This window comes from Agrobacterium sp. RAC06 (assembly GCF_001713475.1).
Classification (GTDB): Bacteria; Pseudomonadota; Alphaproteobacteria; order Rhizobiales; family Rhizobiaceae; genus Allorhizobium.
The window spans coordinates 2,664,594-2,681,371 of sequence record NZ_CP016499.1; the positions used below are offsets into that span (position 1 = coordinate 2,664,594).

At 61.5% G+C, this 16,778-nt stretch carries 15 protein-coding genes and 1 tRNA gene; 12 read left to right on the forward strand and 4 right to left on the reverse strand.

What is annotated here, in order from left to right; genetic code table 11:
- Positions 1 to 67: 67 nt before the first annotated feature.
- Positions 68 to 1,084, reverse strand: coding sequence for a TRAP transporter substrate-binding protein DctP (gene dctP, locus BSY240_RS12865; protein WP_069042572.1), 1,017 nt, complete (start codon positions 1,082 to 1,084; stop codon positions 68 to 70).
- A gap of 206 nt (positions 1,085 to 1,290) precedes the next feature.
- Here dctP and BSY240_RS12870 point away from each other — a divergent pair, with 206 nt between their 5' ends.
- Complete coding sequence (locus tag BSY240_RS12870; RefSeq protein ID WP_069042573.1) at positions 1,291 to 1,968, forward strand: GntR family transcriptional regulator; 678 nt, start codon at positions 1,291 to 1,293, stop codon at positions 1,966 to 1,968.
- 35 nt (positions 1,969 to 2,003) lie between these two features.
- Here BSY240_RS12870 and BSY240_RS12875 read toward each other — a convergent pair whose 3' ends face one another.
- Together BSY240_RS12875 and BSY240_RS12880 are read right to left on the reverse strand one after the other, a co-directional pair.
- Positions 2,004 to 3,893 carry a bifunctional sugar phosphate isomerase/epimerase/4-hydroxyphenylpyruvate dioxygenase family protein gene (locus tag BSY240_RS12875; RefSeq protein ID WP_069042574.1) on the reverse strand — a complete coding sequence of 630 codons (1,890 nt, stop codon included), beginning with the start codon at positions 3,891 to 3,893 and terminating at the stop codon, positions 2,004 to 2,006.
- A gap of 213 nt (positions 3,894 to 4,106) precedes the next feature.
- Positions 4,107 to 4,994, reverse strand: coding sequence for a shikimate dehydrogenase (locus tag BSY240_RS12880; RefSeq protein ID WP_069042575.1), 888 nt, complete (start codon positions 4,992 to 4,994; stop codon positions 4,107 to 4,109).
- 185 nt (positions 4,995 to 5,179) lie between these two features.
- On the opposite strand from BSY240_RS12880, the gene BSY240_RS12885 reads away from it, so the two are divergent.
- On the forward strand, positions 5,180 to 5,827 hold the full coding sequence (locus tag BSY240_RS12885) for a TetR family transcriptional regulator (protein WP_054149450.1): 648 nt from the start codon (positions 5,180 to 5,182) through the stop codon (positions 5,825 to 5,827).
- Between the two features lie 193 nt (positions 5,828 to 6,020).
- Positions 6,021 to 8,432 (forward strand): phosphoenolpyruvate synthase, encoded by a 2,412-nt coding sequence (gene ppsA, locus BSY240_RS12890; RefSeq protein WP_069042576.1) that lies wholly within the window; start codon positions 6,021 to 6,023, stop codon positions 8,430 to 8,432.
- Positions 8,433 to 8,467: 35 nt separating this feature from the next.
- Here ppsA and BSY240_RS12895 read toward each other — a convergent pair.
- A tRNA-Ser gene (locus BSY240_RS12895) sits at positions 8,468 to 8,557 on the reverse strand.
- Positions 8,558 to 8,728: 171 nt separating this feature from the next.
- On the opposite strand from BSY240_RS12895, the gene BSY240_RS12900 reads away from it, so the two are divergent.
- The 9 genes from BSY240_RS12900 to deoC all read left to right on the forward strand — a co-directional run bounded on the left by BSY240_RS12900 (position 8,729) and on the right by deoC (position 16,775).
- Entirely contained in the window at positions 8,729 to 9,049 is a 321-nt protein-coding gene (locus BSY240_RS12900; protein ID WP_054149448.1) for a hypothetical protein, read from the forward strand.
- 175 nt (positions 9,050 to 9,224) lie between these two features.
- Complete coding sequence (gene msrA / locus BSY240_RS12905; RefSeq protein WP_054149447.1) at positions 9,225 to 9,884, forward strand: peptide-methionine (S)-S-oxide reductase MsrA; 660 nt, start codon at positions 9,225 to 9,227, stop codon at positions 9,882 to 9,884.
- Between the two features lie 255 nt (positions 9,885 to 10,139).
- The gene (locus tag BSY240_RS12910; RefSeq protein WP_069042577.1) at positions 10,140 to 11,132 is read left to right on the forward strand and encodes a BMP family lipoprotein; all 993 of its coding nucleotides are present in this window, start codon (positions 10,140 to 10,142) and stop codon (positions 11,130 to 11,132) included.
- Positions 11,133 to 11,200: 68 nt separating this feature from the next.
- A complete protein-coding gene (locus BSY240_RS12915) occupies positions 11,201 to 12,721 on the forward strand; it encodes an ABC transporter ATP-binding protein (RefSeq protein WP_069042578.1) in 1,521 nt (506 codons plus the stop codon).
- Positions 12,722 to 12,728: 7 nt separating this feature from the next.
- The gene (locus BSY240_RS12920; RefSeq protein ID WP_069043969.1) at positions 12,729 to 13,832 is read left to right on the forward strand and encodes an ABC transporter permease; all 1,104 of its coding nucleotides are present in this window, start codon (positions 12,729 to 12,731) and stop codon (positions 13,830 to 13,832) included.
- A gap of 10 nt (positions 13,833 to 13,842) precedes the next feature.
- Positions 13,843 to 14,814 (forward strand): ABC transporter permease, encoded by a 972-nt coding sequence (locus BSY240_RS12925; protein ID WP_054149443.1) that lies wholly within the window; start codon positions 13,843 to 13,845, stop codon positions 14,812 to 14,814.
- Between the two features lie 2 nt (positions 14,815 to 14,816).
- Complete coding sequence (locus tag BSY240_RS12930; RefSeq protein WP_069042579.1) at positions 14,817 to 15,209, forward strand: cytidine deaminase; 393 nt, start codon at positions 14,817 to 14,819, stop codon at positions 15,207 to 15,209.
- Positions 15,206 to 16,012, forward strand: a complete 807-nt coding sequence (locus BSY240_RS12935) for a purine-nucleoside phosphorylase (RefSeq protein WP_069042580.1) — start codon at positions 15,206 to 15,208, stop codon at positions 16,010 to 16,012. Before BSY240_RS12930 ends, BSY240_RS12935 begins: the two co-directional genes overlap by 4 nt.
- The gene (gene deoC, locus BSY240_RS12940) at positions 15,999 to 16,775 is read left to right on the forward strand and encodes a deoxyribose-phosphate aldolase (RefSeq protein ID WP_442855985.1); all 777 of its coding nucleotides are present in this window, start codon (positions 15,999 to 16,001) and stop codon (positions 16,773 to 16,775) included. The genes BSY240_RS12935 and deoC overlap by 14 nt, the downstream gene beginning before the upstream one ends.
- Positions 16,776 to 16,778: the final 3 nt, after the last annotated feature.

A 16,778-nucleotide genomic window follows, 5' to 3' on the forward strand; every position in this document is an offset into this window, starting at 1 on the left:
CGACAGGACATCATGTTCGACGAAGGGCCGGAGATCACTCTCCGGCCCGGTTCAGGTCAGATCGGGATCAGTCGGCGAGCGCATTGACCTTTTCGAGAACACCTTCCGGCCAGGCCTTGGCGAAGTCGGAGCCGACATACTGTGCCTGGACATGGGTACGGAACGCGTTCAGATCGGGCTCATAAACATCGAGGCCCTGTTCCTTGAGGAAGGCGACGAGTTCGTCTTCCTTCTTCAGCTGGCCTTCCCGGCCCGACTGCGCCGCGTCTTCGGCGGCCTTCTGGACCGTTGCCTGCTGCTCCGGCGTCAGCTTGTCCCAAACAGCCTTGGAAAGGGCGATGTAGTTCAGGTCAACGAGGTGGGCGGTCAGGCTCACCTGCTTGGTGACTTCGTAGAACTTCGCATCGACAACCGTCGGCAGCGGATTGTCCTGACCATCGACCGAGCCAGTCTGCAGGCCGGTGTAGATTTCGGTGAAGGCCACCGGTGTCGGGTTTGCGCCGAGCGCGCGGCCGAGGAACTGCCAGGCGTCGCTGCCTGGCATGCGCAGGTTGACGCCGGCCAGGTCGGCGGGAGTCATGACGTTCTTTTCGGAACGCGGGAAGCGCAGGTTCACATGGCGCTTGCCGAGATACATGACGGCAAGCAGCTTCACGCCGAGTTCGCTTTCGACCTTGTCCTTGAACGGCTGCATCAGCGGGTCGTTGAAGACGTTGACCTGATGCTGGGCGCTGCGATGAACATAACCGGTGGCGAAGATCGAGAATTCCGGCAGGAAGTTTGCCAGTTCCTGGGCCGAGGTGATCGACATTTCCAGATCGCCGGCTGCAATGGCCTCGAGTTCCGAGCCCTGCGGCACGAGGGAGGCATTGTAATGCGGCTGGTAGGTGGCGAACTCGCCGATCGCCGGGCCGAAGACGGTTGCCAGCGCAACGGATCGCTGATCGGTCTCGGAGGCCGGTGTGGACATGCGGATCACCGGCTTGTCCTGGGCGACGACGGTTGCGAGCGGGCCGCTCGCGGCGAGTGCCGTGAAGGTGATGGCGGACGCCATCAGGAAGCGGCGGGTCAGTGTGAGTTTCATTGCGTAGTCTCCTCCCGTTTGACTATGGAACTTCTGGTTGTTTTTCCGCCCCAGCACGCTTCCGGTCCTCCAAACCTGTGAAAACGCGCTGCTGGCAGAGATCCTGCCTTACTGATATCGAACTAACATGTTAGTGTGCTGTTATCAATCCCGAACAACGACAGTGTGACCCCATGAGAGACAAACCGAGCGCCCGGCAGGCAGTTATGTCGACGACAGGTGAAAGCTCCCTCAGGCAGCTCGCCTATAATCGAATTGAAGAACTTCTGAATTGGGGCCGGCTGAAGCCGGGCCAGGTCATCTCCCAGCGCGCGCTGGTCGAGACGACGGGTCTGACCTTGAGCGCCATCCGCGAAGCCATCCCGCGGCTCGAGGCCGAAGGCCTTTTGCAGACGCTGCCGCAACGCGGCCTGATGGTGCCGAGCCTCGACGTGACCTTCGTGCGGGAAGCGTATCAGATGCGTCGCATCATCGAACTCAGCGCCATTCCGGACATGATCCAGCGCCTCGACCGCGCCGTGATCGCGAACTGGCTCGACTGGCATATCCAGGCGCGCGAACGGCTCGGCGGCGACGACATCACCGACCTTCCCGCCTTCCTGCGCGAATTGCAGGTCTATGACTGGCAGATGCATGCCGACATGGTCGATGCCATGGAGAACAGCCTGATCGCCAATGTCTACCGTGTCACGGCGATCAAGATCCGGATGACGGCGCAAACCAGAGTGCGCGTGACCCGGGACAATGCCAAACGGGTTATCTCCGAGCATCTGGCCTTCCTCAACCCGCTGCTGGAGGGGTCTTCGGAGCTGGCTGCCGCAGCTCTGTCGCGTCACATCGACCAGTCGCTGACGATTGCACTCGGCGGCACGGTGGCGAACTGAACGGCTGCGACCGGCTGCGTGGATAATCCGGGCGCTCATTTCGGCATTCCCTTCGGACGCAGATGGCGCTTGAGGGCAGCGATGCGGAAGATCGCATTCGGCGCTCCATAGCCACGATAGCCCCGACGCTCGACGATTTCGAAGAAGAAACCCTCGCCATAGGTTGGCGAGTAAAGCTGGAAATACTCCCCCGCTTCATCCTGATCATAGAGGATGTTCGCCGATTTCATCCGCTCGACGAGATCGGGATCGAGACCGAAGCGGGCTTCGATGTCGTCATAATAATTGGGCGAGATCACGAGGGATCGGAAACCCTTGGCGGCAAGTGCCTCGGCCGTGGCGAAGATATCGTCGCTCTCGAAGGCGATGTGCTGGATACCCGAGCCGAAGGTTTCGGCGATAAAGCGGCCGGCCAGCGTGTTGCGGTTTTCAGCGCCGTTCAGGGTGATTCGCAGGCGTCCGTCAGGGGTCTCGACCACCTGGCTTCTGACGAGGCCGGCCGGATCGATGATGTCGACCATCGGCGTCTTCCGGGCATCGAGCTGCGATGTGTAGAAGAGCAGCCAGGTGAGCATTTCCTCATAGCGCGTTGTCTGGGCGATGTGATCGACCCGGGTCAGGCCGATGTCGACGCTGCTCTCCGGCGTTTCATCGAGAGGCATGAACTCGACGTCGAATATCCGCGCGAGTTCACTCTTTTGGTCGAGGAAGTAGACGAGCCCTCCCCCGACGCCGCGGATCGCCGGGACCTGCAGCTCGCCTGGACCGACGGACTGGCGGAAATCCTCGGCACCGAGCTGAAGCGCGCGCCTGTGGGCCTCTGCCGCGTCATCGACCATGAGCCCGAAGGCATAGGCATTGGCCCCATGGACGAGATAGGAGGCGTTGGCGAAACCCGTCTCTTCCCTGTTGATGACGAGGTTGATGTCGCCCTGGCGATAGAGGGTCACGGCCTTGGAGCGATGCCGGGCGGTGGGCACGAAGCCGAGCAGCGTGAAAAGGGCTTCGAGTTCGCGCTCCTCGTCCTCGCCGGCGGCGAACTCGATAAAGGCGATGCCGGATACTTTGGCGCGATCGGGCATGGCCGGCACCGGTATGCGGATCTTCGGTTCAGCGCGGGCCACCTGATCCATGAGGTTGACCAGCGAGCGACGCCCGTCCCGCGAGATCGCATCGGGTGAGCCGCCACGAAACTGGTCGTTGAAGATTTCCAGCGACAGATAGCCGTTGTACCCGGTGGCCGCGACGGCCTGCATGAAGGCGGTGACGGCCAAGTCACCTTCGCCCGGCATGTTGCGGAGATGGCGCGACCAATAGAGGAGATCCATCTCGATCAGCGGCGCATCCGCGAGCTGGACAATGAAGATGCGATCGCCTGGGATCGACCGGATCGAATTCAGCTCGATCTTGCGAGACAAGGTGTGGAAGCTGTCGAGGATCAGGCCAATGCTGGGGTGGTCGGCGCGGCGCACGATCTCCCAGGCGTCGCGGTGGTCGTTGATATGCCGACCCCAGGCGAGCGCCTCGTAACCTACCCGCAAGCCGCGGCGCGCGGCACGTTCGCCAAGCGCATGGAAATCCTCGGCGGCGCGATCGATCCCGCCCAGCGCGACCGGTGAGGCGTTCGAGCAGATCAGCATCAGATCCGTGCCGAGCTCGGCCATCAGATCGAATTTGCGCTCGGCGCGATCGAAATTGCGAGACCGGAAGGGTTCCGGCATGCCTTCGAAGTCGCGAAACGGCTGGAAAAGCGACACGGCAAGCCCGTGATCACGAACCATCTGTCCGACCTCTGCCGGCGAACGGTCAAAGGCGAGGAAGTCGTTCTCGAAGATCTCGACGGCATCGAAGCCGGCGCGCGCGATGGCGGCGAGCTTTTCCTCGAACTCACCGCTGATGGAGACTGTCGCAATCGAGGTCTTCATGCGAGCCTCCTCGCACAGGCGGGAACAGCCAGCACAGCGGATCGCATGCAAGGAGTTGGAGCATGGGACAGCGACAGGTGGCGCACAGCCCGGGAGTACAGGATGTCGATGATGCCGGACATGTCTTCCTCCTCCCTGCCCTTTCGGGCCACCAGTTTCAATCCAGACAGGCTGCCAGCGCCTGACGCCCGCACTCCAAATGCACTCTCCGCCTCAAGCCGTCTGAGGCTGGCGCGTGACACCACCCTCCGTCAGCACTTCAAAATGGCGAAGCATGCGACCGACCTCCGGCTGGAGGCCCGTGAACAACGAGAATGCGCCGACGGCCTGGAAGACGGCCATGCCGCCTCCGTTGGCCACACGACATCCGCGCTGGCGGGCGGCCTGCAGTAGCGCCGTGTCCAAGGGGAAGTAGACCACCTCGGCGACCCAGAGGCCGGGGGGCAACAGTTCTGCGGGCACCGGCAGGCCGGGATGCTTGTCCATTCCGATCGGCGTGGCATGGACGAGCCCGGTTGCGCCGCCAATGACAGCCTGAATATCGGAGGCCACGCTGACCGATGCTTCCGGGAAATGTCTGGCCATCAGGGACGCGAGTTCCGATGCCTTCTCTAGTTCAATATCGAAGATCGCCAGTGACCGCGCGCCCATTTCGAGCACGGCATAGGCCGTCGCCGCGCCGGCGCCGCCGGCACCGATCTGAATCACAGACGACAAGTCTGCGTCAGGCAGTTGGCGACTAAGCCCTTGGGCAAATCCCCACCAGTCGGTGTTGTGGCCGATGCGCTTTCCGTTTCGCAAGATCACCGTATTGACCGCGCCGAGCTTTCGCGCGTCCTCGGAGAGGTCGGTCAGCAAGGGCAGGATCTTCTGCTTGCAGGGGTAGGTAATGTTGAGGCCGCAGAAGCCGCGTTGCTCAGCCTCGGCGACAAGCGCGTCGAGGTCATCGGGGCCGAGCTTGCGCTCGTTGAGGTCGATGAGCTCGTAGCGATAGTCGACGCCCTGGGCCTCGCCTTCGCGCATGTGCATGGCAGGGGTCAGCGAGCGCTGAATGCCGAACCCGATCAGTCCGGCGCGCAAGATATCGCGCTTTTGCGTCATAACCGCCTCCCAATGTCGAAGCCCGGATCTCGTCCAAGCTTCCGGCCTCCCAACCTGGCAGGAACGATAATGTACTAACTAGTTAGTGTCAACACTGGCCGGCTTGAAGCGTGGGGCCGAGATCACTATGAACTGAAGGCGCGCTGCGTCGGCAACGGCCGCAATCGCGATCGGGGATGGAAACTATGGCGAAAACGGCGAGGGAAACGCGCAGGAACGACCCTGAGCGGACGCGGGAAGACATCCTGGATGTCGCAACGGAGGAGTTCGCCGAATTCGGCCTGTCGGGCGCGCGGGTGGATCAGATCGCCGAGAAGACGCGCACCTCCAAGCGGATGATCTACTACTACTACGGCAGCAAGGAAGGGCTTTACCTCGCGGTGCTGGAAAAGGCCTATCGCAAGATCCGATCGCTCGAAGCGGATCTGCAGCTGTCGGAACTGGAGCCCGACGAAGCTCTGCGCCGGCTGATCAGCACGACCTTCGACCATGACGAACACAATCCCGATTTCGTGCGGCTCGTCAGTATCGAGAACATTCATCACGCGATGCACATGAAGCGATCGAGTGAAATCGCTGATCTCAACATCTCCGTCATTCGCACGCTGCAGGACATCATCGACCGTGGCCTGAAGAGCGGCCTGTTCCAGCGAAGGGTCGACGCGATCGATCTGCACATGCTGATCAGCGCCTTCTGCTTCTTTCGCGTCTCGAACCGCTACACCTTCGGCACGATCTTCAAGCGTGACCTTTCCGAACCTGACCTCTACGACCGTCACAAGTCGATGATCGCCGACGCCGTGCTCGGATATCTGCGCAGCACCGACCCTTAAGCGTCCAGCATTCAGCGGCATGTTGCAACAGACCGGACAGCCAAGTGCTGGCCGCCTCGGAGTTGCATGACGAAAACCGGAGGATCCGGGCCGAGCCGAACTCTCCTTGATGTGTATCAACCGCAGGTCGGCGCTTTGCCGATAGTCTTCCCTTGGGTTCGCTTGAAACAACCCGTCCTTGGAGGAGGTAGGCATGCATCATGTAACCGCTCATGTCGTCTGGTTTGATGACCTCAAACGCTCTGATGTCGCCAAGGTCGGGGGCAAGAATTCCTCGCTCGGAGAAATGATCCAGGAGCTGGGTCTCCAGGGCGTCGATGTTCCGCCGGGCTTTGCGACCACGTCTGATGCCTACTGGCATTTCGTCGACGAAAACCAGATCCGCGAATCGATCGGCAAATCGATCGCCGACTGGACAGCCGGCAAGGCAAGCCTATCCGAGACGGGGGCAGCCATCCGCCAGCTGTTCCTCAGGGCAGACTGGCCGGCCGCCACGGCCGCTGCCATCGTCGAGGCCTATCGCGGCCTGGCAGACAGAGCCGGTCAACCTGATGTCAGTGTCGCCGTCCGCTCCAGCGCCACGGCCGAAGACCTGCCGGATGCGAGCTTTGCCGGACAGCAGGAGACCTTCCTCAATATCGTCGGGGAGACGGAACTCCTGCAGGCCTGCAAGCGCTGCTTTGCCTCGCTGTTTACCGACCGGGCGATCTCCTATCGCCAGACGAAAGGCTTCGACCATATGAAGGTCGCGCTGTCTGTCGGGATCCAGCAAATGGTGCGTTCCGACATTGGCGGGTCCGGCGTCATGTTCTCGATCGACACGGAAACGGGATTCGACAAGGTCGTCCTGATCGATGCCGCCTGGGGGCTCGGTGAAAACGTCGTCCAGGGTGCCGTCGACCCGGACGAATATCAGGTCTTCAAACCGCTCCTGGACGATCCGACGCTCAGCCCGATCATTTCAAAGAAGTGCGGCAGCAAGACCATCAAGATGATCTATGGCTCTGCCGAGCAGCCGACGCGCAACGTGCCGACATCGAAAGCGGAGCGCGCCGCCTTCGTGCTTTCAGACGCCGAGATCCTGACACTTTCGCGCTGGGCCACGACCATCGAACGCCATTACGGCTGCGCCATGGATATGGAATGGGCCCGGGACGGGCATTCCGGGCGCCTCTACATCGTCCAGGCCCGACCGGAAACGGTCCAGTCGAACCGCGAAACCGCAGTGTTCAGCTCCTACGAGATCAAGAGCAAGGGCAAGACACTGCTTAAGGGCCTGTCGATCGGCGACGCCGTCGTCTCCGGCCAGGTCTGCCTGATCGAGAACGCCCGCGACATCGGACAATTCGTCGACGGTTCGATCCTGGTGACGTCCACGACCGACCCCGACTGGGTTCCGATCATGAAGCGGGCGGCTGCCATCGTGACAGATCATGGCGGCCGCACCTCGCATGCTGCCATTGTCAGCCGGGAACTGGGGCTGCCCGCCATTGTCGGGACAGGGACAGCAACCCAGGTCCTGCATTCCGGCCAGGAAATTACCGTGTCCTGCGCCGAAGGCGACGAGGCGTCGATCTATGAGGGCCGCGCCGACTACGAGGTCCAGACACTGGACATGGAGGATATTCCGGCGACAAAGACCAAGGTAATGCTGAACCTCGCCAATCCGGGTGCCGCATTCCGCTGGTGGCGACTGCCGGCGGACGGCGTTGGCCTGGCGCGCATGGAATTCGTCATCAGCAACGCCATTCGTATCCATCCCATGGCACTGGTGAATTTCGACAGCCTGACCGATCAGAGTGCCAAGGCCGAAATCGCCGAACTGACGGCGGGCTATGCCGACAAGTCCGCCTATTTCGTCGACAAGCTCGCCGAAGGGCTGGCGAGGATCGCAGCAGCCTTCTACCCGCAGCCTGTCATCGTCCGGATGAGCGATTTCAAGACCAATGAATATGCGGGGCTTCTTGGCGGTGCCGCGTTCGAGCCGACCGAGGAAAACCCGATGATCGGTTTTCGCGGCGCCTCGCGCTATTATTCGCCGCGATACCGGGACGGATTTGCTCTCGAATGCAGGGCAATTCGAAAGCTGCGCAACGAACTTGGCTTCAAGAATGTCGTGGTGATGATCCCATTCTGCCGTTCCGTTGCGGAGGCTGAAAAGGTACTTGGCGTGATGGCCGAAAACGGACTGAAGCGCGGGGAGAGCGACCTGCAGGTCTTCGTCATGTGCGAGATCCCCTCGAACGTCATCCTTGCCAAGCAGTTCGCCCAGCATTTCGATGGGTTCTCCATCGGATCAAACGACCTGACCCAGCTGACACTCGGGGTCGACCGCGATTCCGGCGAGCTGGCCGATCTCTTCGACGAGCAGGACGACGCGGTCAAATGGATGATCCGCAGCGTGATCGGCGAAGCCAAGGCTGCCGGAGCCAAGATCGGCATTTGCGGCCAGGCACCGAGCGACCATCCGGAATTTGCGAAGTTCCTCGTGGAGTGCGGCATCGACAGCATCTCGGTCACGCCGGACAGCTTTATCGCGGTCAAGCAGAGCGTTTCGGAAGCCGAGAATGCAGGGGGAACCGCCAACACTGTGCCATCGGGGTGAATGGCATCATATAGTCGAATGGAGATGGGGAAGAATGGCGGACAGGGTGGGATTCGAACCCACGGTACGCTTTCACGCACACACGCGTTCCAGGCGTGCGCCTTAAACCACTCGGCCACCTGTCCAGGGGGAACGCGGGGAAAACCACCGCGGTTGGTCGGGCGGGATATATACCGAGGAATTTCGGCGGATCAACCGAAATCTATCAGAATTTTGACATCGGCCGACAATTCCCTATCTTTAGGCTCAGTGCGGCAGGCCCTAAAGGCCGTGCCGGGCTTCAGCCGGAGACATTGGTGGTGCGCTTCCTGTTCAGGGTCTTGAGTTTGCTTGCGCTTTGCGTCGGCGTCGTATTCGGCGTGATCGATGCCATTGCCTCGGTATCTGCGTCGCAGGTCATCATGACCCCGATTTCGGAAGCCTGGATCGAGACGCATCCGGGCTCTCTGATGACACTCGAGGAGCTTGTCGTCGGGCGCCTCGGCGACGGTGCCTGGCTCGCGCTTCGCGATGTTGTCCTGCCGCAGCCGGCATTTGCCGCCATGCTGGTGCTGTCGCTCGCCTTCTGGATGATCGGCTACAAGAGGCCTTCGCTGGCCGGACGATTTGCAGCTTGAACCGGGCCTTCAGCGCGCCAAAGGCTTGAAAGTGCCCGGCAGATTGCAAGTTTCGGTGAGTGCCGACGACCAACGAAACAAGATCGCAACCGGTTGATGCGGCGGGCGGTGATCTGCCGCAGAGGCAGAACAAAGTGGAAAAACAGGCCGAGAAACGGCCTCAGGAGGTTTCAAGATGTTCCTGATCGACATGTTCAACAAGAAAACCGTCATGCCGACGGCAGAAAACGCCCTGCCCGGCCGATCCGAGCCGATCCCGACCGCATCGACGCATTTCATCTCCGGCCTGCCGCTGAAGGGCCCAGTGCCCGAGGGCATGAAGACCATCTATCTCGGCATGGGCTGCTTCTGGGGCGCCGAGCGTCTGCTCTGGCAAACGCCGGGCGTTCATCTAACCGTCTCCGGCTACCAGGGTGGCATCACGCCCAATCCGACCTATCAGGAGACCGTGACGGGCCTGACCGGCCATACCGAAGTGGTGAAGGTGGTCTACGACCCCGCGAAAATCTCGCTGGAAGGGCTGCTTAAGATCTTCTTCGAGGCGCATGATCCGACCCAGGGCATGCGCCAGGGCAATGATATCGGCACCACCTATCGCTCCGCGATCTATGTCGAGGATGACGAGGACATGGCGCTTGCCATCGCCGTTCGCGATCGCTTCCAGGAGGCGCTGGTGAAGGCTGGACGCAGCAGCCGGGTGACGACGGAGATCGCCCATGCCGGACCGTTCTACTTTGCCGAGGAGTATCACCAGCAGTATCTGGCGAAGAATCCGAATGGTTACTGCGGCCTACGCGGTACGGGCGTTTCCTGCCCGATCTCGCCCGCAGCCTGAGGGCGAATGCTCAAAGACGCAGCATAAATCCTATTGATCTGACTGATTTTTCAGCGTCCTGCGCTGAAAAATCAGCAGGCTTGTGAATCTTTACCAGATGAAAAAAATCTGGTGAATTTTGAAGCGAGCCATGCAAGGATGAAAGCCAGCCAGGACCTCCGGAAAAGGGGGCGGCGGTTCCGCAGACATGTCTTTCTCATGAGGAAGGCTTGCGGGAGGACCCAACAAGATCAATAGCAACAACAGGGCTGCACCATGAAGAAAACCCTCCTCAGTCTCTTTGCCTTGGCCGCGATGTCGGCGACCGCGCTTGCGGCCGACGTCAAGCCGGCGCTGGTCTACGGCACGGGCGGCAAGTTCGACAAATCCTTCAACGAAGCCGCTTACGGTGGCGCCGAGAAGTTCAAGGCCGAAACCGGCATCGACTACCGCGACTTCGAGCCGACCAGCGACACGCAGGGCGAACAGGCAATCCGCAACTTCGCTTCGCGCGGTTTCAACCCGGTTGTCGCCGTTTCCTTCGCCTGGACCTCGGCCATCGAAAAGGTTGCCGCTGAATTCCCGGATACCCAGTTCGTGATCGTCGATTCCGTCGTCGACAAGCCGAATGTCCGTTCGGTCGTCTACAAGGAAGAGGAAGGCTCTTACCTCGTTGGCCTGCTCGCCGGCATGGCTTCCACCACCGGCAAGGTCGGCTTCGTCGGCGGCATGGACATTCCGCTGATCCGCAAGTTCGCCTGCGGCTACGAGCAGGGCGCACGCGCTGCCAAGGCCGACATCCAGGTCTTCCAGAACATGACCGGCACCACGGGCGCTGCCTGGAACGACCCGGTTCGCGGCGGTGAGCTCACCAAGAACCAGATCGACCAGGGTGCGGATGTCGTTTACGCGGCAGCCGGTGCAACCGGTCTCGGCGTTCTGCAGACCGCTGCCGACAACGGCAAGCTGTCGATCGGCGTCGACTCCAACCAGAACCACCTGCATCCGGGTTCGGTTCTGACCTCGATGGTCAAGCGCGTCGACCTCGCCGTCTACAACGCTTACGCAGATTCGAAGAACGACAAGTTCACGCCCGGTCTGCAGGTTCTCGGCGTCGCACAGGAAGGTGTCGCCTACGCTCTGGACGACAACAACGCCAAGCTGATCACCGATGAGATGAAGGCTGCCGTCGAGAAGGCCAAGGCCGACATCGCCGCCGGCACCATCAAGGTCCACGACTACATGTCGGACAATTCCTGCCCGAAGTGATCTAGAATCCGGGCGCAGGACGGCGACATCGTCGTTCTGCGCCCTTTTTGTATGTCTGGGGGACCGGAATGAACGCAACGAACCAGGCACCCGCGATCGAATTGATCGGCATCGACAAGAAGTTCGGTGCGGTGCATGCCAACAAGAATATCAATCTGACGGTCGCCAAGGGCTCCATCCACGGCATCATCGGTGAAAACGGCGCCGGCAAGTCAACGCTGATGTCGATCCTCTACGGCTTCTATCAGGCCGATCAGGGTTCCATTCAGATCGACGGAAAGCCGATCACGATCAAGGACAGTCAGGCCGCCATCAGTTCCGGAATCGGAATGGTGCACCAGCACTTCATGCTGGTCGAGAATTTCTCCGTGCTCGAGAACCTGATGCTCGGTGCCGAAGGCGGCGCCTTGCTCGGCAAGGGCACGGATGCCGCACGCGCGGCGCTCAAGAAGCTGGAAGAAGACTACGAGCTGGACGTGGATCCCGACGCGATCGTCGAGGAACTGCCTGTTGGTCTGCAGCAGCGCGTCGAAATCCTGAAAGCGCTCTATCGCGGTGCCGAGATCCTGATCCTCGACGAGCCGACGGGCGTGCTGACACCGGCTGAAGCCGACCATTTGTTCAAGATCCTCGGCGTGCTGCGCGACCAGGGCAAGACGGTCATCCTGATCACCCACAAGCTGCGCGAGATCATGGCGATTACCGATACCGTGTCCGTCATGCGCCGCGGCGAAATGGTTGCGACCCGCAAGACGGCCGAAACCACGGTCGAAGAACTCGCCGAGCTGATGGTCGGCCGCCGGGTGCTGCTGCATGTGGATAAGAAGCCCGCCAATGCCGGCGAGATTTTCCTCTCGGTGCGCAATCTGACCGTCAAGGACAACCGGGGCGTCGTCATGGTCGACAACGTCTCCTTCGACGTGCGCTCCGGCGAGATCGTCGGTATTGCCGGCGTCGCTGGCAATGGTCAGAGCGAGCTTCTCGAAGCCATCACCGGGATTCGCAAGCCGACCTCGGGCGAAATCTGGATCAACGGACAGAACGTTGCCGGCCTCGACCCGGCCGAACTGCGCGGCATTGGCGTGGCGCATATCCCCGAAGACCGCCACCATATGGGCCTCGTGCTTCCCTTCGAGGAAAGCCAGAATGCCATTCTCGGCTATCATCGCGACGAGCGCTATGGAAAGGGTCCGTTCCTCAATCCAGACCTGATGCGCAAGGCGGCGGTCGAGGAAATCGAGAAATACGATATCCGTCCGCCGAACCCCAGACTGAAGACCGCCAATTTCTCGGGCGGTAACCAGCAGAAGATCGTCGTTGCCCGCGAAATCGAGCGTGATCCAAAGCTGTTGATCGTTGGCCAGCCGACGCGCGGCGTCGACATCGGCGCGATCGAGTTCATTCACAAGCGGATCGTCGAGACGCGCGACGCTGGCAAGGCCGTGTTGCTCGTCTCCGTCGAGCTCGACGAGATCCGCTCGCTCTCCGACCGCATTCTGGTGATGTTCGCCGGCAAGGTCGTCGGCGAAAAGACGCCTGATACAGGCGAACAGACACTCGGCCTGATGATGGCCGGCATTGCCGCTTGAGGATTTGATGAGCACTGCATCCGTACCCCTGCCGAACTGGATCAATTATGCGCTGCTGCCGCTGATCAACCTCACGCTTGCCTTTCTCGTGTCCGGCCTCGTGGTCTGGATCATCGGGGAAAACCCGTGGGACGCACTCAAGCTGATGCTGGAAGGCGCGCTTGGCAGCGGCGAAGGCATCGGCTTCACGCTGTTTTATGCGACGAACTTCATCTTCACCGGGCTCTCCGTCGCGGTCGCCTATCACGCCGGCTTGTTCAACATCGGCTCGGAAGGCCAGGCCTATCTCGGTGGACTGGGTGCCGCACTCGCAGCGCTTGCGCTCGACCATTACGTACCGTGGTATGTCACCATGCCGTTTGCGATCATGGCGGCCGCCCTTTTCGGCGCGGCCTGGGCCTTCATCCCGGCCTGGCTGCAGGCCAAGCGCGGCAGCCATATCGTCATCACGACGATCATGTTCAACTTCATCGGCGCAGCGCTGATGGTCTATCTGCTGGTCAACGTGCTGATCGTGCCGGGCAAAATGGCGCCGGAAACCCGCACCTTCCTCGAAGGCGGCCAGCTGCCCAAGCTCGACTGGCTGATCGCGATGTTCGGCGGCACGCTCGGACCTGCCCCGTTCAACGTCTCCTTCCTGATCGCGCTCGTCATGTGCGTGCTGGTCTGGATCTTGATCTGGCGCACCAAGCTCGGCTTCGAGATGCGCACGCTCGGCATCAGCCGTTCGGCCGCCGCCTATGCCGGCATTCCCTATGTGAAGATCGTCATGATCACGATGCTGATCTCCGGCGGCCTTGCCGGCATGATGGCGCTCAACCCGGTGCTCGGCGCGTCTGCCCGTCTGCAGGTGGAATTCGTCGCAGGCGCGGGCTTTGTCGGGATCGCGGTGTCGCTGATGGGGCGCAACCATCCGCTCGGCATCGTGCTTGCCGCCATCCTGTTCGGCATTCTCTATCAGGGTGGAGCCTGGCTCTCCTTCGACATGCCGAACATCACCCGCGAGATGATCGTGGTCATTCAGGGTCTTGTGATCCTGTTTGCCGGCGCGCTGGAATTCATGTGCCGCCCGATGATCGTGCGGATCTACCAGACAATGACAAAGGCCTGAGGACGCGACCATGGAATCCTTTGACATGCTCATCAGCATCCTCGGCTCGACGATCCGACTGTCGATCCCGCTGATCCTGGCAGCCCTTGCCGGCCTATATTCCGAACGGGCCGGCGTCTTCGACATCGGGCTTGAAGGCAAGATGCTGGCAGCGGCCTTTGCCGCGGCCTGTGTCGCCTATCTCACCGGTTCGGCCTGGCTCGGGCTCTTCTCCGGCATCGCCGTCTCACTGGTGTTCTCGCTGATCCACGGCTTTGCCTCGATCACCAATCGCGGCAACCAGATCGTGTCGGGCGTGGCGCTGAACTTCGTTGCGGCTGGCCTCACCGTGGTGCTCGGCCAGGCCTGGTTCGGCCAGGGCGGCCGTACGCCGCAGGTCTCCGGCGACGGTCGTTTCTCCCCTATCATCCTGCCGGGTGCCGACATGATGCGCGACGTGCCCTTCATCGGGCCGATCTATTCGAACGTGATCTCCGGCAACAACATGCTCACCTATATCGCGTTCCTCGCCGTTCCGATCTCCTGGTGGGTGCTCTATCGCACGCGCTTCGGCCTTCGCCTGCGTGCCGTGGGCGAGAACCCGGGTGCGGTCGATACCGCCGGCATTTCGGTCACCTTCCTGCGCTACCGCGCGGTGCTGATGGCCGGTCTGCTCTGCGGCATCGCCGGTACTTACCTCGCAATCGCCCAGTCGGCTGCCTTCATCAAGGACATGTCGGCCGGCAAGGGCTTCATCGCGCTTGCAGCGCTGATCTTCGCCAAGTGGAAGCCGGTGCCGGTCATGTTCGCCTGCCTGCTCTTCGGTTTCCTCGATGCCCTCGCCAACTTCATGCAGGGCAAGGAGATACCGCTCATCGGGGAAGTGCCGGTGCAGCTCTTCCAGGCCCTGCCCTATATCCTCACCTGCATTCTGCTTGCGGGCTTCATCGGCTCTGCCAACCCGCCGAAGGCCGGTGGCGTCGCATACTCCAAGGAGCGTTGATCATGGCACATGATCTTTTCGAAGCCGCGCGTGACGCGATGAAATTCGCGCATGCGCCCTATTCGAAGTTCCCCGTGGGGGCTGCCATCCGCGCGGACGACGGTCGCATCTATACCGGCGCCAATATCGAGAACCTCTCTTTCCCTCAAGGGTGGTGTGCCGAGCCGACGGCGATCGGCTGCATGATCATGGGTGGCGGCAAGAAGATCGTCGAGATGGCCGTGATCGCCGAGAAGCTGGCGCTCTGCCCGCCCTGCGGCGGCTGCCGGCAGAAGATCTCGGAATTCGCGTCTGCCGATACCAAGATCTATCTCTGTGACGAAGTGGGTGTGCAGAAGACCATGACGATGGACGAGCTTCTGCCGCTCAGCTTCAAAACGGACATCCTCGGATGAAGGCGGCCGTGGATCTGCTGGTCGAGCGCCTGAACGGCCTCATGCCGCGCTTCGGCATCGTTCTCGGATCGGGCTTGGGATCACTGGTCAACGAGGTTCGTGATGCCATCCGCATCCCCTACTCCGATCTGCCCGGTTTTCCCTTAAGCGGTGTGTCGGGCCATGCCGGCGAGATCGTTGCGGGCTATCTCGGGCGCACGCCGGTCATCATGCTGGCCGGCCGCATGCACTATTACGAACACGGCGATGCGAATGCGATGCGCATGCCGATCGAGGTTCTCATGGGGCTCGGCGTGAAGTCGCTGATCCTCACCAACGCGGCGGGATCGCTGCGCGAGGACATGCCGCCTGGTTCGGTCATGCAGATCACCGATCACATCAACTTCTCCGGCAAGAACCCGCTGATCGGCGAGCCGAGCGACGGGCGCTTCGTCGGCATGACCTCGGCTTATGATGCCGAGCTGCAGGCCGCGATGCGGGCAGCTGCTGAAGCAGAAGATGTGCCGCTCGCGCAGGGTGTCTATATGTGGTTCTCGGGCCCGAGCTTCGAGACGCCGGCGGAGATCCGCATGGCGCGTATTCTGGGTGCAGATGCCGTGGGCATGTCGACCGTGCCGGAAGTCATTCTCGCCCGTTTCTGTGGCCTGAGGGTTGCAGCCGCCTCGGTGATCACCAATTATGGGGCAGGCATGACCGGTGGCGAACTCAGCCACGAAGAAACCAAAGACATGGCGCCGATCGGCGGCAAACGTCTGGCCACCATCCTGAAACGGATGATCGGCGGAGGAAATGACATTGGATAATCAAGAACTGCGCGCTGTCGCATCGCGGGCGCTTTCGCTGCTCGACCTCACCAATCTGAAAGACGACTGCACGCCCGACCAGATCGTGACGCTGTGCGGTCGCGCCCAGAGCGCGTTTGGTCCGACAGCTGCGATCTGCATCTGGCCGCGCTTCGTCATGCAGGCACGCACGCTGCTCGGTCCCGATAGCCCGATCCGCATCGCAACGGTGGTCAACTTCCCTTCGGGCGAGATGAAGACCGAGGACGTGCTGGCCGAGACGCGCGATGCGGCTGCTGATGGCGCCGACGACATCGATCTCGTCATCCCCTACCGGGCGCTGGCGGCCGGTGACGACAAGGCCGTGACGAACATGGTTTCGGCGGTCAAAGACGCCTGTGGCCCAGCGATCCTGAAGACGATCCTGGAAACGGGTGAGCTCAAGGACATTTCCCTGATCCGACGTGCATCGGATCTTTCGATCGCGGCCGGTGCCGACTTCATCAAGACCTCGACCGGCAAGGTTGGCGTCAATGCGACGCTCGAGGCGGCCGACATCATGCTGCAGGCGATCCGCGACAGCCGCAAGAAGGTCGGCTTCAAGCCGGCCGGCGGCATTGCGACAGTAATGGACGCTGGCCATTATCTAAAGCTCGCCGACACCATCATGGGCGAGGACTGGGTGATGCCATCGACCTTCCGCTTCGGCGCTTCCGGCCTGCTCGACGACATCATCGCCGTGCTCTCGGGCGAGCGCTCAACCGCTGCGGCATCGGGGTACTGAGCC

Bases quoted from the DNA above. Each gene is read 5' to 3' on its own strand.
- dctP (WP_069042572.1), bottom strand. From the start codon at position 1,084: ATGAAACTCACACTGACCCGCCGCTTCCTGATGGCGTCCGCCATCACC.
- BSY240_RS12870 (WP_069042573.1), top strand. From the start codon at position 1,291: ATGTCGACGACAGGTGAAAGCTCCCTCAGGCAGCTCGCCTATAATCGA.
- BSY240_RS12875 (WP_069042574.1), bottom strand. From the start codon at position 3,893: ATGAAGACCTCGATTGCGACAGTCTCCATCAGCGGTGAGTTCGAGGAA.
- BSY240_RS12880 (WP_069042575.1), bottom strand. From the start codon at position 4,994: ATGACGCAAAAGCGCGATATCTTGCGCGCCGGACTGATCGGGTTCGGC.
- BSY240_RS12885 (WP_054149450.1), top strand. From the start codon at position 5,180: ATGGCGAAAACGGCGAGGGAAACGCGCAGGAACGACCCTGAGCGGACG.
- ppsA (WP_069042576.1), top strand. From the start codon at position 6,021: ATGCATCATGTAACCGCTCATGTCGTCTGGTTTGATGACCTCAAACGC.
- msrA (WP_054149447.1), top strand. From the start codon at position 9,225: ATGTTCCTGATCGACATGTTCAACAAGAAAACCGTCATGCCGACGGCA.
- BSY240_RS12910 (WP_069042577.1), top strand. From the start codon at position 10,140: ATGAAGAAAACCCTCCTCAGTCTCTTTGCCTTGGCCGCGATGTCGGCG.
- BSY240_RS12915 (WP_069042578.1), top strand. From the start codon at position 11,201: ATGAACGCAACGAACCAGGCACCCGCGATCGAATTGATCGGCATCGAC.
- BSY240_RS12920 (WP_069043969.1), top strand. From the start codon at position 12,729: ATGAGCACTGCATCCGTACCCCTGCCGAACTGGATCAATTATGCGCTG.
- BSY240_RS12925 (WP_054149443.1), top strand. From the start codon at position 13,843: ATGGAATCCTTTGACATGCTCATCAGCATCCTCGGCTCGACGATCCGA.
- BSY240_RS12930 (WP_069042579.1), top strand. From the start codon at position 14,817: ATGGCACATGATCTTTTCGAAGCCGCGCGTGACGCGATGAAATTCGCG.
- BSY240_RS12935 (WP_069042580.1), top strand. From the start codon at position 15,206: ATGAAGGCGGCCGTGGATCTGCTGGTCGAGCGCCTGAACGGCCTCATG.
- deoC (WP_442855985.1), top strand. From the start codon at position 15,999: ATGACATTGGATAATCAAGAACTGCGCGCTGTCGCATCGCGGGCGCTT.